The sequence below is a fragment of the Azospirillum palustre genome, assembly GCF_002573965.1.
In the GTDB taxonomy this organism is placed as follows: Bacteria; Pseudomonadota; Alphaproteobacteria; order Azospirillales; family Azospirillaceae; genus Azospirillum; species Azospirillum palustre.
On sequence record NZ_PDKW01000038.1, the window covers coordinates 318,336 to 342,229 of the forward strand.

17 protein-coding genes are annotated in these 23,894 nt (G+C 66.2%); 9 read left to right on the plus strand and 8 right to left on the minus strand.

The features are described 5' to 3' along the window. The 3 genes from CRT60_RS05245 to CRT60_RS05255 all read right to left on the minus strand — a co-directional run. The coding region (locus CRT60_RS05245; protein WP_143273103.1) for an aldehyde dehydrogenase family protein at positions 1 to 587 on the minus strand (587 nt) is incomplete at its 3' end. A gap of 43 nt (positions 588 to 630) precedes the next feature. Beyond that, positions 631 to 1,557, minus strand: coding sequence for a dihydrodipicolinate synthase family protein (locus CRT60_RS05250; protein WP_098735380.1), 927 nt, complete (start codon positions 1,555 to 1,557; stop codon positions 631 to 633). 49 nt (positions 1,558 to 1,606) lie between these two features. Then, complete coding sequence (locus tag CRT60_RS05255; RefSeq protein ID WP_098735381.1) at positions 1,607 to 2,491, minus strand: SMP-30/gluconolactonase/LRE family protein; 885 nt, start codon at positions 2,489 to 2,491, stop codon at positions 1,607 to 1,609. Between the two features lie 212 nt (positions 2,492 to 2,703). Between CRT60_RS05255 and CRT60_RS05260 the strand changes: the two genes are divergently transcribed. The 7 genes from CRT60_RS05260 to CRT60_RS05290 all read left to right on the plus strand — a co-directional run bounded on the left by CRT60_RS05260 (position 2,704) and on the right by CRT60_RS05290 (position 12,813). Then, positions 2,704 to 3,696, plus strand: a complete 993-nt coding sequence (locus CRT60_RS05260; protein ID WP_098735382.1) for a LysR family transcriptional regulator — start codon at positions 2,704 to 2,706, stop codon at positions 3,694 to 3,696. A 165-nt stretch (positions 3,697 to 3,861) separates the two neighbouring features. Further along, the gene (gene chvE / locus CRT60_RS05265; protein WP_098735383.1) at positions 3,862 to 4,950 is read left to right on the plus strand and encodes a multiple monosaccharide ABC transporter substrate-binding protein; all 1,089 of its coding nucleotides are present in this window, start codon (positions 3,862 to 3,864) and stop codon (positions 4,948 to 4,950) included. A gap of 85 nt (positions 4,951 to 5,035) precedes the next feature. Beyond that, a complete protein-coding gene (gene mmsA, locus CRT60_RS05270; RefSeq protein ID WP_098735384.1) occupies positions 5,036 to 6,631 on the plus strand; it encodes a multiple monosaccharide ABC transporter ATP-binding protein in 1,596 nt (531 codons plus the stop codon). Then, positions 6,628 to 7,827 carry a multiple monosaccharide ABC transporter permease gene (gene mmsB, locus CRT60_RS05275; RefSeq protein ID WP_098735385.1) on the plus strand — a complete coding sequence of 400 codons (1,200 nt, stop codon included), beginning with the start codon at positions 6,628 to 6,630 and terminating at the stop codon, positions 7,825 to 7,827. The genes mmsA and mmsB overlap by 4 nt, the downstream gene beginning before the upstream one ends. A gap of 49 nt (positions 7,828 to 7,876) precedes the next feature. Beyond that, positions 7,877 to 8,830, plus strand: coding sequence for a Gfo/Idh/MocA family protein (locus tag CRT60_RS05280; RefSeq protein WP_098735386.1), 954 nt, complete (start codon positions 7,877 to 7,879; stop codon positions 8,828 to 8,830). Positions 8,831 to 8,859: 29 nt separating this feature from the next. Next, entirely contained in the window at positions 8,860 to 10,881 is a 2,022-nt protein-coding gene (locus CRT60_RS37475) for a methyl-accepting chemotaxis protein (protein WP_098735387.1), read from the plus strand. Between the two features lie 93 nt (positions 10,882 to 10,974). Continuing rightward, positions 10,975 to 12,813: an IlvD/Edd family dehydratase gene (locus CRT60_RS05290; RefSeq protein ID WP_098735388.1), complete on the plus strand. Its 1,839-nt coding sequence runs from the start codon at positions 10,975 to 10,977 to the stop codon at positions 12,811 to 12,813. A 100-nt stretch (positions 12,814 to 12,913) separates the two neighbouring features. Here CRT60_RS05290 and CRT60_RS05295 read toward each other — a convergent pair whose 3' ends face one another. Continuing rightward, positions 12,914 to 14,578, minus strand: coding sequence for a LeoA/HP0731 family dynamin-like GTPase (locus CRT60_RS05295; protein WP_161957978.1), 1,665 nt, complete (start codon positions 14,576 to 14,578; stop codon positions 12,914 to 12,916). 66 nt (positions 14,579 to 14,644) lie between these two features. Next, on the minus strand, positions 14,645 to 16,348 hold the full coding sequence (locus CRT60_RS05300; RefSeq protein WP_098735390.1) for a GTPase domain-containing protein: 1,704 nt from the start codon (positions 16,346 to 16,348) through the stop codon (positions 14,645 to 14,647). 900 nt (positions 16,349 to 17,248) lie between these two features. On the opposite strand from CRT60_RS05300, the gene CRT60_RS05305 reads away from it, so the two are divergent. Next, positions 17,249 to 18,769 (plus strand): ribonuclease J, encoded by a 1,521-nt coding sequence (locus tag CRT60_RS05305; RefSeq protein WP_244592284.1) that lies wholly within the window; start codon positions 17,249 to 17,251, stop codon positions 18,767 to 18,769. Between the two features lie 89 nt (positions 18,770 to 18,858). Here the strand turns inward: CRT60_RS05305 and CRT60_RS05310 are convergent, their stop codons facing one another. The 3 genes from CRT60_RS05310 to CRT60_RS05320 all read right to left on the minus strand — a co-directional run bounded on the left by CRT60_RS05310 (position 18,859) and on the right by CRT60_RS05320 (position 22,746). Next, on the minus strand, positions 18,859 to 20,664 hold the full coding sequence (locus CRT60_RS05310) for a carbon starvation CstA family protein (RefSeq protein ID WP_098735392.1): 1,806 nt from the start codon (positions 20,662 to 20,664) through the stop codon (positions 18,859 to 18,861). A gap of 158 nt (positions 20,665 to 20,822) precedes the next feature. Next, positions 20,823 to 21,584 (minus strand): SDR family oxidoreductase, encoded by a 762-nt coding sequence (locus tag CRT60_RS05315; RefSeq protein WP_098735393.1) that lies wholly within the window; start codon positions 21,582 to 21,584, stop codon positions 20,823 to 20,825. Between the two features lie 31 nt (positions 21,585 to 21,615). Next, positions 21,616 to 22,746 (minus strand): MFS transporter, encoded by a 1,131-nt coding sequence (locus tag CRT60_RS05320; protein ID WP_244592285.1) that lies wholly within the window; start codon positions 22,744 to 22,746, stop codon positions 21,616 to 21,618. A 214-nt stretch (positions 22,747 to 22,960) separates the two neighbouring features. Here CRT60_RS05320 and CRT60_RS05325 point away from each other — a divergent pair, with 214 nt between their 5' ends. Continuing rightward, entirely contained in the window at positions 22,961 to 23,857 is an 897-nt protein-coding gene (locus CRT60_RS05325; RefSeq protein WP_098735395.1) for a LysR substrate-binding domain-containing protein, read from the plus strand. Positions 23,858 to 23,894: the final 37 nt, after the last annotated feature.

Here is a 23,894-nt window from a genome sequence, read left to right on the forward strand (position 1 = left end):
ACCAGTTCCGAGGTGCCGGGATGGGCGCCATGGCCCTTGACCACCACCGGGCAGCCGGCGGCGAAGGCCGAGGCGGTATCGCCGCCGGCCACCGAGAAGGCGAGCGGGAAATTGGAGGCCCCGAACACGGCGACCGGCCCCAGCGCGATGTGGCGCTGGCGGAGGTCGGCGCGCGGCAGCGGCGTGCGCGCCGGCATCGCCGGGTCGATCCGGGCCTCGATCCAGCTTCCCTCGCGCACGACCTGGGCGAACAGGCGCAGTTGGCCGACGGTGCGGCCGCGCTCGCCCTCCAGCCGGGCGCGCGGCAGGCCGGTTTCGGCCATGGCGCGGACGATCAGCCCGTCGCCGATGTCGAGGATGTTCTGGGCGACCGCCTCAAGGAAGGCGGCGCGCTGCTCCAGGCCGGTCTCGCGGAAGGCGTCGAAGGCGGCCCAGGCCAGCGCACAGGCGCGCTCGACTTCCGCCGCGCCGCCGCCGCCGAAGACGGGCTCCAGCGCTTCGCCGGTGGCGGGGTCGACGGCGCGGAACTCGCCCTGGCCGCCGCGGTGCGCCGTGGCGCCGATCAGCATCTCGCCGGTGATGGTCATCTTATGGGGTCTCCTTGCCCGAAACTGCTTGCTCGGATGCCGCTCAGCGCGCCCAGCGCAGAACGAGCGGATCGAGACGCTTCGCGGCGTCCAGCAGGCCGTCGCGGCTCATCGGGTGCGGGTTGGCCGTCGGGTGGCGCATCGCGTCGGACGCGATGATGCCGCCCTCCTTCATCAGGATCTTGGCGGTGGCGATGCCGCATTGGCGGTTTTCATGGTTGATCAGCGGCAGCCAGCGCCCATAGGCCGCCACCGCCGCCTCGCGGTCGCCCGCCAGATAGGGATCGACGATCTGGCGGATGCCGTCCGGATAGCCGCCGCCGGTCATCGCCCCCGTCGCCCCGGCGTCGAGGTCGGCCAGCAGGGTGATCGCCTCCTCGCCGTCCCACGGCCCCTCAATTGCGTCGCCGCCCAGCTCGATCAGTGTGCGCAGCTTGGCCGCCGCCTGCGGCACCTCGATCTTGAAGTAGGAGACCTGCGCGATCTCCCGCGCCATCCGCGCCAGCAGCGGGGCGGACAGCGAGGTGCCGCTCACGGGTGCGTCCTGGATCATGATCGGAATGTCGATGGCGTCGGACACGCGGCTGAAGAACTCGACGATGCCGGCCTCCGGCACGCGGATGGTCGCGCCATGGTAGGGCGGCATCACCATCACCATCGCGGCGCCGAGATCCTGGGCGCGGCGGCTGCGGTCGGCGCAGGTGCTTGTGCTGAAATGGGTGGTGGTGACGATCACCGGCACCCGGCCGGCGACATGGGCGAGGATGGTCTCCATCAGCAGCGTGCGCTCGTCGTCGGTCAGCACGAACTGTTCGGAGAAGTTGGCGAGGATGCACAGGCCGGTGGAGCCGGCGTCGATCATGAAATCGACGCAGCGCTTCTGGCCGTCGAGGTCCAGTTCTCCCGCTTCGGTGAAGATGGTGGGGACGACGGGGAAGACGCCGCGATAGGGGCGGGCGCTGGACGGCATGGCGGTAAGGTCCTTCCTCGAATTCAAATCGGCAGTCGGCAGTCGGGAATCAGGGCGACGGAGACCCGAACCGTCCGGGCGGCAGGCCGCGGACGCCGGGGTCGCACTCGAACAGCGCACCGGCCAACGGCTCGTCCGGCCGGCCGTGCGCCGCGGTGGTGATGAACAGCCGGTCCAGATCCGGACCGGCGAAGACGCAGGAGGTGACGCGGGAGACAGGCAGGGCGATGGCGCGGTCGAGCGTGCCGTCGGGGCGGAACCGGCTGACGCGGCCGCCGTCCCAATGGCAGACCCACAGCCCGCCCTCGGCGTCGCAGGTCATGCCGTCGGGATAGCCGTCGGCCTCGGTGAAGCGGATGTGGACGCGCTTGCCCGACAGGCTGCCGTCGGCGCCGATGTCGAAGGCGTAGACCGTCCGCGCCGCGCTGTCGGTGTGGTAGATCGTCCGTCCGTCCGGCGCCAGCGCCGGCCCGTTGGCGACGGTGTAGCCCTCGTCGACCGTCGTGACCGCGCCATCGCCGTCGATGCGGTAGAAGCTGCCGGCCGGCGCCTCCTCCGCATCGTCCATGCTGCCGGCCCACAGCCGGCCGTCGCGGTCGGCCTTGCCGTCGTTCAGGCGGTTGCCCGGCTTGTCCGGCTCGATCCGGGCGATCTCCTCGCCGACGACCGCCGCCTGCCCCGGCTCCAGCCGCAGCCGCACCACCCGGCGCGAGCGCAAGCCCGCGATGAAGCCGTCGCCGTCGGCGCTCTCCACCAGCCAGCAGGCGGCGTCATCGAGATCCCACCCCGCCTGCGAGCCGTCCGACAGGCCGTGGCGCAGGATGCGGGATCCGCGGATATCGACGAAATAGACGGCATCCTGCCGCGGGGACCAGAGCGGACCTTCCCCGAGCACAGCCCGGGCCTGCCAGACGCAACGCGCTTCCTGCGCCATCCCGCTTAACTCCCCCTCGCTTCGCTCTTTTCGTCCCGGAGATCGCCCCCGGCAAATCGCCGTCACCGGTGAATTTTTAAATTTGTTGACGGCGCAAACGATAAGAGGCCTCTTGATAATCGTCCAATATGAAGATCGGCGCTTGCGATACCAAATGTCGTATCACGACATCTGCCATCGAGGCGCCACCGCCCCAGTCGGAGGCTTCCCCCGTGACCCCCCAACGTTTTCCGCCGAACTGGTTCCAGAAGGCGCGGCTGAAGCTGCGCCATCTCCAGCTCTTCGCGGCGCTCGACGAACACCGCAACCTGCACCGTGCCGCCGCCAGCCTGAACATGTCGCAGCCCGCCGCCTCCAAACTGCTGGGCGATCTGGAGGAAACGCTGGGCATCGAGCTGTTCGACCGCCATGGCCGCGGGATCGAACCGAACTGGTACGGCAGCCTGATGATCCGCCACGCCCGGATGATCCTCAGCGAGTTGCAGGAGACGGGCGAGGAGCTGAACGCCCTGCTCGCCGGCCACAGCGGCCGGGTGTCGATCGGCACGGTGATGGCCCCGGCGGTGGAGCTGGTGGTGCCGGTCATCAGCAGCCTGACCCGCGACCATCCCAACCTGAAGGTCGCCGTGGCGGTGGAGACCAGCGACGTGCTGGCCGACCGCGTCCACCAGGGGGTGATGGATTTCGCCATCGGCCGCCTGCCCGGCCATTACGATCCCACCGCCTTCGAGTATCAGGAGATCAGCAGCGAGGAGCTGTGCTTCATCTGCCATGACACCAACCCGCTGCTCCGGCTCGGCCGTCCGCTGACCGCGGCGGATCTGTCCGACGCCACTTGGATCCTCCAGCCCGTCGGCACGCTGCTGCGCGACCGGGTGGAAGCCCTGTTCCGCGCCGAGGGCGCCCGGCTGCCGCACAAGGTGATCGAGAGCGCGTCCCCGGTCATCTCGATGGCGATGGTGGCGGAAACCGAGTCGATCACCGTCTTCGCCCGCGCTCTCGCCCAGGTGTTCTCGCCCAGCGGCTGCTGCGCCATCATGCCCTTCCACAAGCGGTTCAGCGTCGAGCCCTACGGCATCTTCTGGCTGAAGGACCGGCCTTTGTCGCCCGGCGCCCGCACCGTGCTGTCGGCCGTCCGCGCGGCCTCGGAACTCAAGATGCGCCTCGTCGCCGCGAGCCCCGCCGCCACCGCCGCGGCACAGTGACGATCGATACCGAAATGCATATCGATTTGCTGAATAATCATATTTGACAGTTATGGGAAAAGGGAGGATTGCTAGGGACACCAACCATCGCGCCCAACGCCATCCGCGCCACAGAACGCGGGGGCTGCGTATAGCGTGCCGTAGTAACGGGGAGGATTCCGGTCCATGTCGTCTGCCAAGCGCACTTCCTTCACTTCGAAATTCGCCGGCCTCGCAGTCGGCATCCTCGTCGCCACCGGCGCCGCCGTCCCGGCCATGGCCCAGGACAAGCCGACCGTCGGCATCGCCATGCCGACCAAGTCGTCGGCGCGCTGGATCGACGACGGCAACAACATGGTCAAGTATTTCCAGGAGAAGGGATACAAGACCGACCTGCAATATGCAGAGGACGACATCCCCAACCAGCTCGCCCAGATCGAGAACATGGTCACCAAGAACGACAAGGTTCTGGTGATCGCCGCCATCGACGGGACGACGCTGACCGACGTGCTGCAAAAGGCCGCCGAGCGCGGCGTGAAGGTCATCGCCTACGACCGCCTGATCCGCGGCTCGGCCAATGTCGATTACTACGCCACCTTCGACAACTTCCAGGTCGGCGTCCTCCAGGCCTCCTACATCGAGAAGGCGCTCGGGCTGAAGGACGGCAAGGGTCCGTTCAACATCGAGCTGTTCGGCGGCTCGCCCGACGACAACAATGCCTACTTCTTCTACAACGGCGCGATGTCGGTGCTGCAGCCCTACATCGACAGCGGCAAGCTGAAGGTCGGCAGCGGCCAGGTCGGCATGGACAAGGTGTCGACCCTGCGCTGGGACGGCGCCGTCGCCCAGGCCCGCATGGACAATCTGCTGAGCGCCTATTACGGCAACAAGCGGGTCGACGCCGTGCTGTCGCCCTATGACGGGCTCAGCATCGGCATCATCTCGTCGCTGAAGGGCGTCGGCTACGGTTCGGCGGCGCAGCCGATGCCGGTCGTCACCGGCCAGGACGCCGAGGTGCAGTCGGTCAAGTCGATCCTGGCGGGCGAGCAGCGCTCCACCGTCTTCAAGGACACCCGCGAACTGGCGAAGGTCACGGTGGGCATGGTCGACGACCTGCTGGCCGGCCGCACCCCGCAGGTCAACGACACCAAGACCTACGACAACGGCAAGAAGGTCGTCCCGTCCTACCTGCTGAAGCCGGTCAGCGTCGACTCCTCGAACTGGAAGCAGGTCCTGGTCGACGGCGGCTACTACAAGGAATCGCAGATCAAGTGAGTGAACGGCGCGGGAGCGGGGCGCCATCCGGCATCCCCTCCCGCGCCTCGCCTTGCGGAAGGTCGGGCGGTCAGAGGTTTTATCCATGGACAGCATTCTTGAGATGCGCGGCATCACCAAGACGTTTCCGGGCGTCAAGGCCCTGGACAACGTCAACCTCTCGGTCCGCGAGGGGGAGATCCACGCGCTGATCGGCGAAAACGGCGCCGGAAAATCGACGCTGATGAAGGTGTTGAGCGGCGTCTACCCGCACGGCACCTACGAGGGCGAAATCCGCTTCGGCGGCCAGCCCGTCGCCTTTCGCGGCATCGCCGACAGCGAGAAGCTGGGCATCATCATCATCCACCAGGAACTGGCGCTGGTTCCGCTGCTGTCGATCACCGAGAATCTGTTTCTCGGCAACGAGCAGGCGAAACGCGGCCGGATCGACTGGGTCGCCGCCACCGCCCGCGCGCGCGAACTGCTGCGCATGGTCGGGCTGACCGATTCGCCGGAGACGCTGATCACCGACATCGGCGTCGGCAAGCAGCAGCTGGTCGAGATCGCCAAGGCGCTGTCCAAGCAGGTCAAGCTGCTGATCCTGGACGAGCCGACCGCCAGCCTGAACGAGAGCGACAGCGACGCGCTGCTGGCTTTGCTGCTGCGCTTCAAGGAGCAGGGCATCTCCTCCATCCTGATCTCGCACAAGCTGAACGAGATCGCCAAGGTTGCCGACCGCGTCACCATCCTGCGCGACGGCACCACCGTGGAGACGCTGGACTGCCACGACGCGCCGATCAGCCAGGACCGCATCATCAAGGGCATGGTCGGCCGCGACCTTGCCGACCGCTATCCGCGCCGCACCAGCAACCCGGGCAGGATCCTGTTCGAGGTGAAGGACTGGAGCGCCGACCACCCCATCCATGCCGGCCGCCGCGTGGTCAAGGACATCGACCTGCATGTCCGTCGTGGCGAGGTGGTGGGGATCGCCGGGCTGATGGGCGCCGGCCGCACCGAATTCGCAATGAGCCTGTTCGGCCGCTCCTACGGCCGCAACATCCGCGGCCAGGCCTTCCTCGACGGGCGCGAAATCGACGTTTCGACGATCAGCAAGGCGATGGGCAACGGGCTCGCCTACGCCACCGAGGACCGCAAGCATTACGGCCTCGTGCTCGACAACGACATCCGCCACAACGTGACGCTTGCCAATCTGGACGGCGTCGCCAAGCGCGGCGTCATCCACCACGAGCGCGAGATCGAGGTCGCCAACGAGTTCCGCCGCCGCCTGCGCATCCGCTGTTCCGACGTGTTCCAGCAGACGGTCAACCTGTCCGGCGGCAACCAGCAGAAGGTCGTGCTCAGCAAATGGCTGTTCGCCGACCCGCAGGTGCTGATCCTGGACGAACCGACCCGCGGCATCGACGTCGGCGCCAAATATGAAATCTACACCATCGTCAACCAGCTGGTGGCCGAGGGCCGCGGCGTCATCCTGATCTCGTCCGAACTGCCGGAGCTTCTGGGTGTCGCCGACCGCATCTATGTGATGAACGAAGGCGCACTGGTCGCCGAGATGCCGGCGGCCGAGGCCAGCCAGGAAAAGATCATGCACGCCATCATGTCGTCCGCCTCGAAAGCCACGGCAGCCCGCGCCGCCGTGGCCGCTGCCGCCCTGAACAACGGTGCCCGGGAGTCCCTGCAATGAGCGCCGAACTGAACCTGCCGGCAGCACCGCCGCGCCAGGCCTCGATGGCCAAGTTCCTGAAGAGCCACATGCGCGATTACGGCATGCTGATCTCGCTGCTGGCGATCGTGGCGTTCTTCCAGTACATGACCAACGGCACGCTGCTGCAGCCGCTGAACCTGACCAACCTCGTCCTGCAGAACAGCTACATCGTCATCATGGCGCTGGGCATGCTGCTGGTGATCGTCGCCGGGCACATCGATTTGTCGGTGGGCTCCATCGTCGGCTTCATCGGCGCGCTGGCCGCCATCCTGATGGTGCAGTTCCACTGGCACTTCATCCCCACCGCCATCGTCAGCCTGATCGCCGGTGCCGCCATCGGCGCCGCCCAGGGCTATTGGGTCGCCTATTTCCGCATTCCGTCCTTCATCGTGACGCTGGCCGGCATGCTGGTCTTCCGCGGCCTCAGCCTCGCGCTGCTGGCCGGCCAGTCGGTCGGCCCCTTCCCGGTGGAGTTCCAGCGCCTCAGCTCCGGCTTCATCCCCGACATCTTCGGCACCGAGGGCTTCCACACCACCACGATGGTGCTGTGCCTCGCCACCCCGGCGATCCTGATCGCCTTCAGCGTCGCCGCCCGCCTGCGCCGCCACCGCTTCGCCATCGAACAGGAACCGCTGGTCCTGTTCCTGCTGAAGAGCGCCGGGCTGTTCGCGGTGGTCGCCTATGTCGGCTGGCTGCTGTCGACCTACAAGGGCCTGCCGAACGTCCTGATCATCATGGCGCTGCTGATCGGCCTCTACGCCTTCGTCACCCGCGACACCACCATCGGCCGCCGCATCTACGCGCTGGGCGGCAACGAGAAGGCGGCCAAGCTGTCGGGCATCGACACCCGCCGCCTGTCCTTCTACACCTTCGTCAACATGGGCGTCCTGGCGGCGCTCGCCGGCCTGATCTTCGCCGCCCGCCTCAACACCGCGACGCCGAAGGCCGGCGTGTCGTTCGAGCTGGACGTGATCGCCGCCTGCTTCATCGGCGGCGCCTCGGCCTCCGGCGGCGTCGGCCGGGTGACCGGCGCGGTGATCGGCGCCTTCATCATGGGCGTGATGAACAACGGCATGTCGATCGTCGGCATCGGCATCGACTGGCAGCAGGTGATCAAGGGTCTGGTGCTGCTCGCCGCCGTCTGCTTCGACGTCTACAACAAGGGCAAGGCCTGACGGCGGTCTTGTGACCGCCGCCTCCCCTTCCCCGACCGGACATATCGCCATGACGCTCCCCACCCTCGGACTTGTCGGTCTGGGAAAGATCGCCCGCGACCAGCACATCCCCGCCATTGCCGCCACCGGCCTGTTCAATCTGGCCGCCGTGGTCAGCCCGGACGGTGCCAGTGTCGAGGGCGTGCCGAGCTTCCGCTCCCAGGCCGAGATGCTGGCGGCACTGCCCGGCCTCGACGCCGTGGCACTCTGCACCCCGCCCGCCGTCCGCCACGGCCTGACGGTCGAGGCGCTGCGTGCCGGCAAACATGTGCTGATCGAGAAGCCGCCCGCCGCCACCCTGTCGGAGCTTCACGATCTGGCGGCGGAGGCGGAGGCTGCACGCCGCACCCTGTTCACCGCCTGGCATTCGCAGTTCAACCCGGCGGTCGAGGAGACCAGGCGCCGGCTGGCGGCCATCGTTTCCCGTGACGCCGACATCCGCAGCGTCGCCATCACCTGGAAGGAGGATGTCCGGCGCTGGCATCCGGGCCAGGACTGGATCTTCGCGGCGGGCGGCTTCGGCGTCTTCGATCCCGGCATCAACGCCTTGTCGATCCTGACCGACATCCTGCCGGCCCCGGTCTTCGTCCGCGCCGCCGACCTGCATGTCCCGGCCAACCGCGACACGCCCATCGCGGCGACGCTGGAGATGGGCGCCGCCCCCGGCTCCCGCATCGGCCGCGTCACCGCCGACTTCGACTTCCTCCAGCAGGGCGAGCAGACCTGGTCCATCGTCATCGAAACGACGGACGGGCGCCTCGACCTCACCCATGGCGGCACCCGCCTGTTCGCGGACGGCGTGCCGGTGCTGGCCGAACCCGACACCGAATACCAGCGCATCTACCGCCATTTCCATCGGCTGGTGACGGACGGTACGAGCGACGTTGACGGCCGCCCGCTGTCGCTGGTCGCCGACGCCTGCATGGTCGGCCGCTGGCACCGCACCGACGCCTTCGACTGGTAGCAGCCCCCGCAACTGGGAGGTCCCCCCGCATGCCCACCGCAGCCGGCATCAAACTCGGCACCCGCATCGGCCACCGGATCACCGCTGGCAGCGCCGGCATCCTGCTGTTCCTCGCCGCCGTCGCCGGCGTGGGCATCAATGCCCTGTCGGAAACGGAGACAGTGGTGCGCCGCAACGGCGTGCTGGCGGAACAGGTGGTCGATCTCGGGCGCATGCAGACCCTGATGCTGGACATGCGGCTCAAGACCGCCGCCTTCCTGCTGAACGGCCGCGACGAGGATGCCGACGCCGTCGCCAACCTGTCGGCGGAGGCTGCAACCCTGGTCGCCGCGGTGGACTCCCGCCTGTCCGGCAGCGGCGACACCGCAGCCGTCCAGCAGATGAAGACCCGCGTCGCCCAGTACCGCGACAGCTTCGCCGCTGTCCGCGAGGCCCACGGCCAGCGCAGCGAGGCGGTGGCCGAGGTGGCGAAGTTCGGGTCGAAGCTCCAGACCATGCTCAGCACCATCCTGACCAACGCCAAGAGCGGCGGCAATGTCGAGGCCCTGAACCTCGCGGCCCAGGCGGCGATGCATGTCCAGGCCGCCCGCACCGTCGCCGCCCGCTTCCAGGGGGAGGGCAGCGCCGGCCTCGCCACCGCGACGAAGACCGAGCTGAAGACCGCCGCCCAGAATGGCGACGCCATGGCGAAGACGGTGACCGACCCGGCGCTGCGCGGTCTGGTGTCCGCCTTCCTCAAGACGCTCGACGGCTATGCCGCCGGCTTCGACCGGCTGGTGGAGACCACCCAGCGCCGCGACGCCCTGGTCAACGACACTCTGACCCCGCTCGGCACCGCCATCGGCGATCAGGCGCGTGGCCTGACCGACCAGGGCATCGCCGACGAACATCAGCTGCGCGCCGACACCACATCCGACATCGCCGGCTACCGGCAGGCGATGGCCGGCGCGTCGGCCGCCGGGCTGATCCTCGGCCTTGCCGCCGCGCTGCTGATCGCCCGCAGCCTGTCACGGCCGGTGGTCGCCATGACCGACGCCATGACCCGGCTGGCCGGCGGCGACCGCTCGGTGACCGTCCCCGGCCTCGACCGCCGCGACGAGATCGGCGGCATGGCCAAGGCGGTGCAGGTCTTCCAGGCCGGCCTGATCGAGGCCGACCGCATGGCCGCCGACAAGGCCGCCGAGCATGAGGCCCGCGTCCGCCGCGGCGAGCGCATCGACCGCCTGACCCGCGAGTTCGAGCGGATGGTGGACAACACGCTGGGCCGCGTCGCCAGCGCCGCCACACAGCTCCAGTCCACCGCCCAGACCATCCAGTCGACCACCGACGAGACCAGCCGGCTTGCCGGCGACGCCGTCCGCAGCTCCGGCGAGACCACCGGCAGCGTCGAGACGGTGGCCGCCGCCGCCGAGGAGCTGGCCGTCTCCATCGTCGCCATCAGCCAGCATGTCGCCCACAGTGCCGAGGTGACCGAACAGGCGGTCGGCATCGCCCGCGTCACCGACGAGACGGTGCGCAGCCTGACCGGCGTCGCCCGCCAGATCGGCGATGTGGTGCAACTGATCGGCTCCATCGCCGCCCAGACCAATTTGCTGGCGCTCAACGCCACCATCGAGGCGGCGCGGGCCGGCGAGGCGGGACGCGGCTTCGCCGTGGTGGCGAACGAGGTCAAGAGCCTCGCCGCCCAGACCGCGAAGGCGACCGAGGAGATCGAGGCGCAGATCGCCGCCGTCCAGCGCGTCAGCAGCGAGGCGGCCGGCGCCATCACCGAGATCGTCAAGGTCATCGGCGAGGTCAACGAGGTCTCCGGCACCATCGCCTCCGCCATCGGCGAGCAGCGGGCGGCGACCAGCGAGATCAGCGGCAGCATCCAGCGCGCCGCCCGCGGCACCCAGGATGTCCGCGACAGCATCGCCGGCGTGACCCACGCCTTCCAGGCCACCAGCGACGCCTCGCGCCAGGTCAAGACCGCCGCCGACGGCCTGTCCGGCGAGGCCGACGACCTGCGCGGCTGCGTGTCGCGCTTCCTGGCCGACATGCGCGCTGCCTGACCCAACCACGGCCTTGAGCAAGGCCAAAGAGACGCAACCACAACTCCGGCGCCGGGCCTACGGTCCGCGCCCCAACCTGAAACCGGTGTCGATATGTCCGAGACGAAGCCCCCCTTCCCCGCCAATGCCGACGGTTCAGCCTCCGGTTCAGAACGGCGTCTGCGCTCGCGCGCGTGGTTCGACAACCCCGCCAACCCCGACATGACCGCGCTCTATCTTGAGCGCTACCTGAATTTCGGCCTGACGCGCGAGGAGCTGCAATCCGGCGCGCCGATCATCGGCATCGCCCAGACCGGGTCCGACCTCAGCCCCTGCAACCGCCACCATCTGGTGCTGGCCGAGCGCCTGCGCGAGGGCATCCGCACCGCCGGCGGCATCGCCATCGAGTTTCCCGTCCACCCGATCCAGGAGACCGGCAAGCGGCCGACCGCCTCCATCGACCGCAACCTCGCCTATCTCGGGCTGGTCGAGGTGCTGCACGGCTATCCGCTGGACGGCGTCGTGCTGACCATCGGCTGCGACAAGACCACGCCGGCCTGCCTGATGGCGGCGGCGACCGTCAACATCCCGGCCATCGCGCTGTCGGTCGGCCCGATGCTGAACGGCTGGTTCCGCGGCGAGCGCACCGGCTCCGGCACCATCGTGTGGAAGGCCCGCCAGATGATGGCGGCCGGCGAGATCGACTATCAGGGCTTCATCGAGCTGGTGGCGTCGTCCGCCCCCTCGACCGGCTACTGCAACACGATGGGCACCGCGTCGACCATGAATTCGCTGGCGGAGGTGCTGGGCATGCAGCTTCCGGGATCCGCCGCGATTCCCGCCCCCTACCGCGAGCGCCAGCAGGCTGCCTATGAGACCGGCAAGCGCATCGTCGAGATGGTGCGCCAGGACATCAAGCCGTCGGACATCCTGACCCGCGACGCCTTCCTCAACGCCATCGTCGTCAACTCCGCCATCGGCGGCTCGACCAACGCGCCGATCCACATCAACGCCATCGCCAAGCACATCGGCGTGCCGCTGACGGTGGACGACTGGCAGACCCACGGGCTGGGCGTGCCGCTGCTGGTCAACCTCCAGCCGGCCGGCGAGTATCTGGGCGAGGACTTCCACCGCGCCGGCGGCGTGCCGGCGGTGGTCGGCCAGCTGATGACCCAGGGCCTGATCCGCGAGGATGCGCCCAACGTCAACGGCCGCACCATCGGCGAGAACTGCCGCAACACCGAGATCCTCGACACCCGCGTCATCCACCCGATCGACGACCCGCTGAAGATCAACGCCGGCTTCGTCGTGCTGCGCGGCACCCTGTTCAACGCCGCCATCATGAAGACCAGCGTGATCTCCGACGAGTTCCGCGAGCGCTACCTGTCCAATCCAGCGGATCCGGAAGCCTTCGAGGGCAAGGTCGTCGTCTTCGACGGGCCGGAGGACTACCATCACCGCATCGACGACCCGTCGCTTGGCATCGACGCCTACACCATCCTGGTCATCCGCGGCGCCGGCCCCATCGGCTATCCCGGCGCGGCGGAGGTGGTGAACATGCGTCCGCCCGCCGATCTCATCAAGCAGGGCATCCATTCCCTGCCCTGCATCGGCGACGGCCGCCAGTCCGGCACCTCAGGCTCGCCCTCGATCCTCAACGCCTCGCCGGAGGCGGCGGCCGGCGGCAATCTCGGCCTTCTGCGCTCGGGCGACCGCGTGCGGATCGACCTGCGCCGCGGCAGCGCCGACATCCTGATCTCCGAAGCGGAGCTTGCCGACCGCAAGGCCACGCTGGAGGCCGCCGGCGGCTACCCCGCCCCGCCGTCGCAGACCCCGTGGCAGGAAATCCAGCGCGGCATCGTCGACCAGCTGGACGAGGGCATGGTCCTGAAGCCGGCGGTCAAGTACCAGCGCGTGGCGCAGACCATGGGGATCCCGCGCGACAACCACTGACGGCTGGGAGCTTCCGATCCGGATGCCGCTCTCCTGCACTGGGGGGGCGGCGTCGATCCTCCAACATGGAAGTTATATTTTCCTGATCTACGATGCCTCTCTACATGTCGATAGTAACCTTTGCTCCGGCCAACCGCGGCGGTTCACCCCCGTAACGGAGGTGCAGGGTTTCCGCCTCCCTCGCCCAGTCACGCATCGCGCTATTGCGTTCCGCAGCTTTGAGGAACGCGTCGCGCAAAGCTTCAAACAGGCTGTGCATCGCGTCGATCTGAGGGAAATAAGTCGACATGAACTCGGGTGCATCGATATGCGCGAGGAGGTTGGAGCGCTGGTCCTCCAAATCCTTCACGATTTCTCGACGATCCTCTTCGAATTTTTCAACCCTTTGCGACTCCCGCCACATCGACCAGATTTCCAGCGCGATACCTATCCCTGCCAGAGCGCCATTGGCGAAGCGCGCCGCCTTGATGGCGCCGTAGGGCTTGAACTTGAACGCGGGCATCACCCAGTCGCGGGCTTTCAGGATCATCGTGTTGCTGATCGTGGCGCTGCCCCCGAACTTGCCGGCCACTTTGCCGAGTGTGCTTGTCAACGCGGTCTCGCCTGAACCGTCGGCAACGAAATTCGCGCTCATCGTGACGATCTGCTGACTGATCGGACCGAGTTCCCGCGTAAAGGCGTTCTTGATCGCCGCCGTCACGGCAACCCCATCCCGCCCGATCTTGCGGTCGAAAAATTCCTCGAAACCGTCCATGCCGGTATGCTTGGCTTCGGTGATCAGATCGGCGAAATAATCGTCCACCTCCCGGCGAAGCGCCATCTGGGCCTCTGCGGCCTCCCGCTTGTAGCGGGCAAGGCGCGGCTCTTCCTCCTTGGCTTTCCCATCGGCGATGGCGGCCAACTGCTCGGCCTCTTCCGCCGCTTGACGCGCCGGCAACAGCAGACGCTCCGTCACATCCCGAAGGATCGAGAGGCAGGTCTGGCGCTTTGCCTCCTCCGCTCCGCCTACGGCATCGACCTTCTCCGCAGTGGCTGTACGCAGATCGTCGATATGGGACAGCCGTACGTATTCGTCGGGACGCTCCAGCCAGTTGGCGATGCCTTCATCGAACGGATTGGCCGCGACGCCGACGATGGACAGGCTTGCTTCCTCATCGGACGTCAGCCCGATCAAATCCCGCAGGCGGGACCTGATGTTCGCTTTCTTGATTTCGAGATTGCGTTTGTAATCGGCATCGTCCTCGACGTCGGCAACCATGTCGAAGCGGCCGATGACGAAGACCGTACGCGAAAGCAGTGCAAGCTCGCGAAAAAGCCAATTCAATTCGTCCCGATGACTGTCCTTCAACGGATTGGATGGATTCAAGACATAAAGAACGAGATTGGCCTCGCTCACATATTTACGGCTCAGCTCCTTGTATTTTTCCGCGATGCCATCGCCAATATTCTTTTCCTTGAAGCCGAACAGGCCTGGCGTATCGATCAATTCGACCTTGTCGCTGGCATCATAGACCGTGACCGCGTTCGATGACTCGCTTTGGCTGATCTTCATGTCGCCGGGCACCATGCCGAGCCAAGCGGCCGCGAGCGACGTCTTGCCCTCGGAGAACCCTCCAACCAGCGCAACCTTCAGCTTCCCGGCCCCGGCGACGCTGAGCTTGTCGAGCTTCTCTCTCAAATGCGGAGGAAGTGCGACGCCCAGCTTCTCGCCGGCTTCGAGAAAAGTCAGAATATCGCTGACGTCATGGGTCTGGTGGGAGGCCATTATGATCATTCCTAAAGGGTGAAATGGGTTGGGCTGACTGCTCGTCGCGGACACCTGCGACATCTCTCAGCCGGTTGACGAATACACCTCGGCATAGCGGTAAAGGTAGGAGGGGTCTTCAGCGAGTTGCCTCAGGTCGCCAACTGATTCTTTCATCGAATTGGCTGCAGCCCGGAAATTCTTTTCCATTGCCTGCAGGGGAAGCATCATATCAAGAACATATTTCCTGAGATCTCTCTCAATCTGTTCCAGCGTTTTATTTACATCTTTGCGTAATTTCGGTTTTATCTCGTCGATATTCTTATTTAGAGACATTTTCTGCTGATCTTTGTGGTAATCGCTGCTGAAGAAATTCCAGAAGCTGCGAAAAAGGCCAAAGACCGCGGTAATTCCAGCCAATATTGGCCCGCCAACCAGCCAAGTTACCGCCACATTTACGGCAGTTCCAACAACCTCACCCCAGTCGACACCACTATTTGTGTTAACATCTGCAGCGTGAGAGAAGGAAGAGACAAAAACCTTACTGTCAAATGCATGGGTATCCTTGAGATATTTCTCGACGAGATGAAGCGCTTCTTTACAGGATTTTTGGGCGTTCCGAACGGTACTCCCCACCCTGCTATTAACGGTTTCCGGAAGTCGATTACGTTCCTCAGCAAGAACCTGCTCGAGCTTTTTCTTCAGTTCGTCATCCCCGCTCAGCCCTTTTTCAATCGCCTGCAACATCTCCTTCCGCACACGCATGACACACCCATTTGTCACCTCATCGGTGAGGCGCTTCAGGGCTTTCGACGCATCCTCGGCGATCAGTTCCAGTTCCGGTCTCAGGATTTTAAGCTGCTTCTCCAACTCTCTGGCAGGTTTAGCGAAGTGGTGCTCAGCCTTCTTTTCCAGAGAAGCGACCGCCTCCGTGATGGGTGGAAGCAGCTTATCGAGATTGGCCTGAGCGATTTCACTCCGGGACGGGACATTGTCACTCAACAATCGCCCGAATTTTTTGACGTTGCTGAACGCCAGCAAGTCAGTGGAACTTACGCTTTTGAGAAATTTTTCTCGCTGGCTGGCGAAGCGGCTGTCGGACGGCAGGTTATCGGCCAATGCTAGAAAGCCGGGCAAGGCGCTTAGAACAACATGCCCCTGATAATCAGAACTCAGTACTTCGCGCATCTTCCCATCGAGCGAATTCACTCCGTCGGCAAGGCTCTGCTTCTCATCGTCGTTGACAAGCGAAGAGCCGATCTGCCGCGGGTTGTTCAGCTTCTTATTGTAAACGGCCCAGACCTTTGCCTGCGGCTGCAGTTGCCGCTTGATTTTTTCCAGCGTCCCGTCCCGACCATCATCGCCGCCCTGTGGCGGACGGGCATCGGCGGTAACGAAAAAGACCACATGGGCACGGTGCAGAGCGTTCTCTATTTCAATGGCGACTTTCGCCTCGTCGCCCTCGATACCCGGTACGTCGATTAAGTTGAAACCTGTACCGTCATACAGACACGGATAAGCGCTGGCTTTGCGCGTGTAATCTGGAGAGCCATCCCCAATTGCGTCGCCGGGTTTGTCTCCGGCAGAGCCGAACAGAAGCAACAGCGCCTCGATCAAGGTTGATTTGCCGGCGTTCGTCTCTCCGTAAAACGCCACGCTCGGATCCGTCCAATCGAGGCGCTTCCATATCCTTGCAATTTCCTGATGCAATTCAGCTTCAGAATCGGTGACAATTTTCTGTGCTACGATCACCGGATCGTCATAGGATTGCATTTTGCGTTTTTTGTTCATAATTAATATCACTTAACCTGAATGGCATCTCTTTTAAGAAGAGATTTTATATTTTAATCAAACTTGAAATTCATATCAAGCGGCCAATCAGCAGAATAAGCGCTCCCAGCCACTGAAACACACTAGCAGATTGTGAATTCAGGTGACGCGTGGGGTGGCCGCCGTAGCTCTGGCCAACAGAACCGCGCGCATCGCCTGGGTGGTGATGACGCAGGGAGTGACCTACGCGACGCCGAGCGCAGCGTAGACAACATCCATCTCGCCGGCGTCGGATGGCTCGGTGGACTGGGGGCAAGGGTGATGAGACGTGATGAGGAACCGGGAGGAGCAGGGATCGGCCAGACCCACGGGAACCAAGCGCCACCGAGCGCGATAAGGCGATTTGGGCGTCGATCCGCGGAATTCATCAAGGCCAGCAACCGGCGGCTGCGACAACAGGCCGGACACATGGATGCATCCTTCTCAGCCAGTCAGCGCGGAATCCCTCTTGCGCCGAAAGGGCCATCCACCACATCACCTCAGCGGGAGCGAAATAAGAGTTTTGACTGCCATTGAAACACACTCGAGTTGTCTAGAACCGTACGACGCCTCGCGGGCACGCCCGTGGACAATCATCCAGAGCAAGACTCGAGATGCGCTCTGCGCTCAATTCGTGACTCCCGTTTCCCCCACGCATCCCAGCAATGCCCCACCATTTCGTGTGACCTTTCACGGCCACCCTTGACGTGCGTCCCGCTTTGCCCACATAAGCCCTGACGAAACATTCGATCCCAGCCGTCCAGACGGCCGCCGCACGGCGCCTCCGGCAGGGATCGTCCACACCGGGATCCGCATCGACGAGCGATGCACGCCCGTCCGGCAGCGTCGAATGCCGGCCTAAGTGAGACGTACGACAGAGGCATGACGTTTGATTCAAAGCGGCGCCGGATGGCGCCGAACAACCGCGCACGCAACCGCAACCCGCGTCCGCGTGACGATTTCGACAGCTCCCGCCCGCCGGCCAATCCGGTCCATGGCGGCGGCCCCACCGGTCCGGTTCCGGGCAAGGACGAGATCCTGTTCCTTCCGCTGGGCGGCTGTTCCCGCATCGGCATGAACATGGCGCTCTACGGCCATGCCGGCAAATGGCTGATCGTCGATGCCGGCGTCGCCTTCGTCGGCGACGAGATGCCCGGCATCGACAGCCTGATGGCCGATCCGGCCTTCATCGAAGAGCGGATGCAGGACGTCGTCGGGCTGGTGGTGACCCACGCGCACGAGGACCATATCGGCGCGATCCACCATCTGTGGCCGCGCCTGCGCTGCCCGATCTATGCCAGCCCCTTCGCCTCCCACATCATCCGGGACCGGCTGAAGGAAAAGGGCGCCCACCGCGCCGCCAAGGTGCAGACCTTCGAGATCGGCGACACGCTGACCATCGGTCCCTTCCGGATCGAGACCATCGCCGTCACCCATTCGATCCCCGAGCCGATGTCGCTGGCGATCCGCACGGCGGCCGGCACGGTCCTGCACACCGGCGACTGGAAGTTCGACCCCAACCCGCTGGTCGGCCGCAGCACCGATTTCGCCGCCCTCAAGCGGCTGGGCGACGAGGGGTTGCTCGCCATGATGTGCGACAGCACCAACGCCGACGTGCCCGGCTCGACCGGGTCGGAGGCCGACGCCCGCGCCGGCCTGATCGGCGCCTTCGCCAACCGCTCGGGCGCCATCGCGGTGACCGGCTTCGCCTCCAACGTCGCCCGCATGACCGCGGTGGCGGAAGCGGCGGCGGCGGTCGGGCGCAAGGTGGTGCTGGTCGGCCGCTCCATGCTGCGCATGGAAAAGGCGGCGCAGGCCTGCGGCTATCTCGACCATGTGCCGGACTTCATGGATGTCCGCGAGGCCTCCTGGACCCCGCGTGACAACCTCGTGTTCCTGTGCACCGGCAGCCAGGGCGAGGAACGGGCCGCACTCAGCCGTCTGGCCCGCAACGAGCACCGCGAGCTGTGGCTGGAAGAGGGCGACACCGTCATCTTCTCCGCCCGCATCATCCCCGGCAACGAGGAGGCCCTGGCCGAAATCCACGGGCATCTGCGCGGCATGGGCGTCGAGATCGTCACCCCGGCCGAGGCGCCGGTCCATGTCTCCGGCCACCCCAAGCGCGACGACCTCGCCCGCATGTACGGGCTGGTCCGTCCCCGCTTCGCTGTGCCGGTCCATGGCACCATCGAGCATATGGAAGCCCACGCCCGCCTCGCCCGCAGCTGCGGCGTCGAACGCGCGCTGGTTCCGGAGGATGGCGACATCCTGCGCATCGCCAGGGAAGGCACCCGCGTCATCGGCCGCATCGAGCCGAAGCGCCTCGCCAACACCGGGCGGGAGCTGATCTCCTGGATCCCCGCCGAACTGCCGGCGGAAGAGACGCTCGTCGCGGCGGCCTGATTGCCGCAGAAGCGCTGAACGGACAAAAGCGAACGGGCCCTGTGGAACACTCCACAGGGCCCGTTCGCATTTCTAAGATGCTTGAACGGTCATTCGGCCGGGGTGGCGACCATCGGAACCTCGATGGCGCGGGCCTGGAGCAGTTCCTTCCATTTGCGGAAGGCGGCGAGCAGGATGATGAAGCCCAGCACCAGCATGATGATCGAGATGCCGGCGTTGAAGGGGTTGTAGCCCTTGGCCGCCTTGTTCAGATAGACGTTGGCGATCATCCAGTAGCCGGCGACGTTCACCGTGACGAACAGGTAGGCCAGCGGGATCAGGCAGGTCAGCATGTAGATCCGCTTCTGGGCCAGCCGCAGGATGATGGTGGCGCCGATGATCAGGCCGACCGAGGCCATCAGCTGGTTCGACACGCCGAACAGGGCCCAGACCGAGTTGATGTCGCCCGACGTCAGCAGATACCCCCAGGCCACGCAGGCGATGACGCTGGCGATGATCGAACCGGGGACCCAGTCCAGCCGCTTCATCGGGGCATAGACGTCGCCCAGCAGGTCCTGGATCAGGTAACGGGCGACGCGGGTGCCGCTGTCCACGGCGGTCAGGATGAACACCGCCTCGAACATCACGACGAACTGGAAGAAGTAGGAGGCGAGGCTGTTGAACCACGGCACGCGGGTGAAGATCTCGGTCATGCCGACCGCGAGCGTCACCGCGCCGCCGGTCCGGCCGTAGAGGTCGAGGCCGATGTCCTGGCTCAGCCGCGGCAGGTCCACCACGTTCATGCCCAGGGCCTTGAAGGCGGCCGGCGCAGAGTTGATGGCGAAGTAATCGGCCGGATGCAGGGCGGTGGCGGCGATCAGCGCCATGACGCCGACCAGGCATTCCGCCAGCATGCCGCCGAAGGCCACCGGACGGATGTCGCTCCACTTGTCGATCAGCTTGGGCGTGGTGCCCGACCCGATGAAGGCATGGAAGCCGGAGATGGCGCCGCAGGCGATGGTGATCGAGATGAAGGGCCAGACCGGGCCGTTCAGCACCGGGCCGCCGCCATGGATGAAGTCGGTCAGGGCGGGGAAGCGGATTTCAGGGTTGATGAAGACGACGCCGACGACCAGCGCGCCGAACACGCCGACCTTCATGAAGCTGGACAGGTAGCCGCGCGGGGTCAGCAGCAGCCAGACCGGCAGCGCCGTGGCGAAGAAGGCATAGACCGGCAGGATGACGGCGACCGTCTCGGCATGCAGCGTCAGCCATTCGCCCAGCAGCGTGCCCTGGATGTAGGGGCCGGCGAAGACCGAGGCGGCGATGGCGGCGATGCCGACCTGGGTGGCGCCCTTGGACGAGCCGGTGATCTTCTCGTAGAGGCCGAGCGCGATGGCGATGGGGATCGTCATGAACACCGCGAAGGCGCCCCAGGCGTTGCGTTCCAGCGCATGGACGACGACCATCGACAGGCCGGCCATGGTGATGGTGATGATGAACAGCATTGCCAGACCGGTGCACCAGCCGGCCACCGGGCCGAGTTCGGCCTTGGCGACTTCGGACAGCGACTGTCCCTTGTGCTTCATCGAGGCGAACAGCACGACGGTGTCATGCACCGCACCGCCGACGACGCAGCCGATCAGCAGCCACAGGAAGCTCGGCAGGTAGCCGAACTGCGCGGCCAGCACTGGACCGACCAGCGGGCCGGCGGCGGCGATGGCGGCGAAATGCTGGCCGGCATTCACCCATTTCTTGGTGGGCACATAGTTCTTGCCGTCCGCCAGGATGTGGGACGGGGTGACTTCCGAATCGTCGGCACGGAGAACCTTGCGCACGAAGAACACGCCGTAGAAGCGGTAGCAGAGCGCAAGAATGCAGAGTGTCGCGATCACAAATGTTAGGGCGTGATCCATGACGGTTCTCCTGAAAAGGATATGCCGCCGGTGTAATCCCGCCGCTTGCTCCCGTGTGGTGGAATGCCGCGAGCGGCAGCCGGGACGTGCCGAGCGGCAGCCGGCAGGGGCCGAGCGGCGGCGCTCAAACGCCTCCCCGGCCGCCGCCCCGCTTATGCTCACTTGCCGCCGGTGACGTCCAGGAAGGTGCCGGTGATGAAGGAGGCCTCGGGGCCAGCCAGCCACAGGATCGCCCGCGCGACCTCCTCGGGCTGGCCGCCCCGCCCCATCGGGATCGAATCCTTGACGCGGTCCACCCGTCCCGGCTCCCCGCCGCTGGCATGCATGTCGGTGTAGATGTGGCCGGGGCGGATGCAGTTGACGCGGATGCCGTCCCGCGCGACCTCCTTGGAGAAGCCGATGGTAAAGGTCTCCAAGGCACCCTTGGAGGCGGCATAGTCGACATACTCGTTCGGGCTGCCGAGCCGGGCCGATGCCGACGAGATGTTGACGATCACGCCGCCCGGCCCGTTGTGGCGATGCGACATGCGCCTGGCCGCCTGCTGCGCGCAGAGGATCGGGCCGATGGCGTTGACCGCGAAGATGCGCTGCATCCGCTCGAAGCCGAGATCCTCGGTCCGGCACTGGCGCGCCAGCACCGCGGCGTTGTTGACCAGCACGTCGATGCGGCCGAACTCGCGGTCGATGGCCTCGAACAGTGCCGCGACCTGCGCCGGATCGGCGCTGTCGGCGCGCACCGCCAAAGCCCGGCGCCCCAGGGCGTCGACATCCGCCACCACGGCCTGGGCGGCGGCCTCGTCGGAGACGAAGCTGATCGCGACGTCATAGCCCTGGGCCGCGGCGAGCCTTGCGGTCGCGGCCCCCATGCCGCGCCCGCCGCCCGTTATGAGGATCAGCGGCGCCTGTGAGACGGTGGTCATTGGCAAGGATCTCCTTATGGCAGGGAAACGGTCAGGCGGAGCGCGGCAGGCCGGACCCGCCCTGCGGTTCCGCGGCGGAGGCGTTCAGATGCGGCCTCAGCATCAGGACGAGCGGAACGATCAGGGCGGCGGTCGCCGCAGAAGCCAGCACGCCGGTCGTCTGGCTGCTGTGGTCGGCGATGGCGCCGTAGAGGATCGGGGCCAGTCCGCCGGAGCCGATGACGCTGGTGTAGAAGACCGCGAAGGCCCGGCCGGTGTCGCCGTTGGACAGCTCCGGCACCGTGCCGTAGAGCACCGAGGAGGTGCCGTTGAGCACGATGCCGAGCAGCGGCAGCAGGATGAGGGTCGGCGTCAGCGAGGTGAACAGCGTCGCCGCGATCAGCAGGGCCGTGGCGGCTTCGGTCACCATGACGCAGCCGACCACCCCCAGCCGCTCCCCGAGCAGGCTGCATGTCGCCTTCCCCAGCGCGCCGCCGATGAACAGCAGGGCCAGCGCCAGCCCGACCGTCGCCGAGTCCCCGCCCTGGCCATGGATGAGGAAGGGCAGGAAGAGCAGATAGCCCATGCGGGTCGCGGTATCGAGCGCACCGATCACCGTCAGGATGCCGAAGCCGCCGCGGCCGCGACCCGCCGCCTTCGTCTTGGCGGCTCTGGTGATGGGGACCGCCGGCAGCAGCGGCAGCAGGGCGGCCGACAGGACGAGTCCGATGGCCGCCATCATCCCCAGCACCGGCTGCCAGCCGACCGTCGGCAGCAGCACGGCGACGAGCGCCGGCAACGCCGCCTTCCCGAGGTCGCCTGAGAAGTTGTAGATGCCGAGCGGATGGCGCGATGCCGCGCCATAGCTGACGGTGACGAGCATCGAGCCGCAGGGGTGCTGGATGCTCGATCCGATGCCGGCGACGACGAGGCCGACGCACAGACCCGGCAGGCCGAGCGGCAACGCCATGATCAGCAGGCCCGCCGCGGCAAGGACGGTCGACAGGATCAGCGACGCCCGCGGCGACAGGCCGCGAAGGGCCCGGTCGGCCGGGATTTGCAGCCCTCCCATCGTCCCGGAGTAAAGGGCGCGGATGACGGCAAGCATCGCATAGGACAGGCCGAACTGGGCCTGCCACACCGGCAGGAAGACATAGAGGGCGTCGGTGTAACCGTCATGCACCGCATGTGCGAGACATGCGCCCGTCAGGCTTTTCTTCTTCTCTGTCCACCACTGTCTCGCAATCATCTTCGATGGCTTTCCCGGAGGCGCCACAGGCATTGCCCGGCTGGTCTGAATGGGCAGGCAGGGTATACCCGTGATGATTCATCGACTAGTATGGTTTGAATCACGGATAGCGTTCGTTTTCCTCACGGGTTTTCCCAAAGGACCGCTCATGCGCCGCCTTCCTCCGCTGAACGCCCTGCGCATTTTCGAGGTCGCGGCCCGGACCGGCAGCTATGCCGAGGCGGGGGCCGAACTCGGCCTCACCCACGGCGCGGTAAGCCGGCAGATCGCCGCGCTGGAAAGCTGGCTCGGGCAGAGGCTGTTCACCAAGGACGGGCGCCGCATGGTGGCGACGCCGATGGCGCGGATCTTCGCGTCCGAGGTCGGGCTATCCTTCGACCGGCTGGCCGTCGCGGCGGAAGCCTGCGGCCGGCCCGACGCGCGGCGCATCCTGCGGGTCAGCGCTCCGACCAGCTTCGCCATGCGCTGGCTGATCCCGCGGCTCGGCCGCTACCATGCCGGCCACCCGCAGGTCGAGGTGGCGGTCACCACGGTTTCGACCGTGCTGGAGGAGTTGCGCGGCGGCGTCGACGTGGCGATCCGGCGCGGCGCCGCGCGGGAGCATGTGTGGCCCCAGCACCGCGTCGTTCCGGTGCTGGACGATGTGGACACGCTGATCATGAGCCCGGCGCTGTTCGCGCGGCGGCCGATCCGCAAGCCCGCCGACATCGAGGGCCACACCCTGCTGGCAAGCGAAACCCGTCCGGGCGATTGGGCGGGCTGGCTCGAAGCGGCGGGGCTCCAGCATCTGGCCGGTCATCCCCGCCAGATCTTCGATCATTTCTTCGTCACCCGTCAGGCGGTGGAGGACGGGCTCGGCATCGGGATCGGCCCGCTGCCGATGCTGGACATCGACCTCGCCAACGGAAAGCTGATGACGCCGCTGCCGGAGATCCGAGTTCCGAGAACGGGGTACGTGGCGCTCGTTCCACCCCAGGCCGATGCGGGAAAGCTGGTCGCCGGCTTCGTCGACTGGCTGGTCGGCGAGGCGCAAGGGCCAGTGTGACCGCGAGCCGGCGGCATGCCCCCAAAACCGCTCAAGC

What these genes read in the sequence shown, in the direction of transcription:
- CRT60_RS05250 (WP_098735380.1), bottom strand. Translation starts at nt 1,557, where the DNA reads ATGCCGTCCAGCGCCCGCCCCTATCGCGGCGTCTTCCCCGTCGTCCCC.
- CRT60_RS05280 (WP_098735386.1), top strand. Translation starts at nt 7,877, where the DNA reads ATGACGCTCCCCACCCTCGGACTTGTCGGTCTGGGAAAGATCGCCCGC.
- CRT60_RS05290 (WP_098735388.1), top strand. Translation starts at nt 10,975, where the DNA reads ATGTCCGAGACGAAGCCCCCCTTCCCCGCCAATGCCGACGGTTCAGCC.
- CRT60_RS05305 (WP_244592284.1), top strand. Translation starts at nt 17,249, where the DNA reads ATGACGTTTGATTCAAAGCGGCGCCGGATGGCGCCGAACAACCGCGCA.
- CRT60_RS05300 (WP_098735390.1), bottom strand. Translation starts at nt 16,348, where the DNA reads ATGAACAAAAAACGCAAAATGCAATCCTATGACGATCCGGTGATCGTA.
- mmsB (WP_098735385.1), top strand. Translation starts at nt 6,628, where the DNA reads ATGAGCGCCGAACTGAACCTGCCGGCAGCACCGCCGCGCCAGGCCTCG.
- CRT60_RS05255 (WP_098735381.1), bottom strand. Translation starts at nt 2,491, where the DNA reads ATGGCGCAGGAAGCGCGTTGCGTCTGGCAGGCCCGGGCTGTGCTCGGG.
- CRT60_RS05295 (WP_161957978.1), bottom strand. Translation starts at nt 14,578, where the DNA reads ATGGCCTCCCACCAGACCCATGACGTCAGCGATATTCTGACTTTTCTC.
- chvE (WP_098735383.1), top strand. Translation starts at nt 3,862, where the DNA reads ATGTCGTCTGCCAAGCGCACTTCCTTCACTTCGAAATTCGCCGGCCTC.
- CRT60_RS37475 (WP_098735387.1), top strand. Translation starts at nt 8,860, where the DNA reads ATGCCCACCGCAGCCGGCATCAAACTCGGCACCCGCATCGGCCACCGG.
- CRT60_RS05310 (WP_098735392.1), bottom strand. Translation starts at nt 20,664, where the DNA reads ATGGATCACGCCCTAACATTTGTGATCGCGACACTCTGCATTCTTGCG.
- CRT60_RS05315 (WP_098735393.1), bottom strand. Translation starts at nt 21,584, where the DNA reads ATGACCACCGTCTCACAGGCGCCGCTGATCCTCATAACGGGCGGCGGG.
- CRT60_RS05325 (WP_098735395.1), top strand. Translation starts at nt 22,961, where the DNA reads ATGCGCCGCCTTCCTCCGCTGAACGCCCTGCGCATTTTCGAGGTCGCG.
- mmsA (WP_098735384.1), top strand. Translation starts at nt 5,036, where the DNA reads ATGGACAGCATTCTTGAGATGCGCGGCATCACCAAGACGTTTCCGGGC.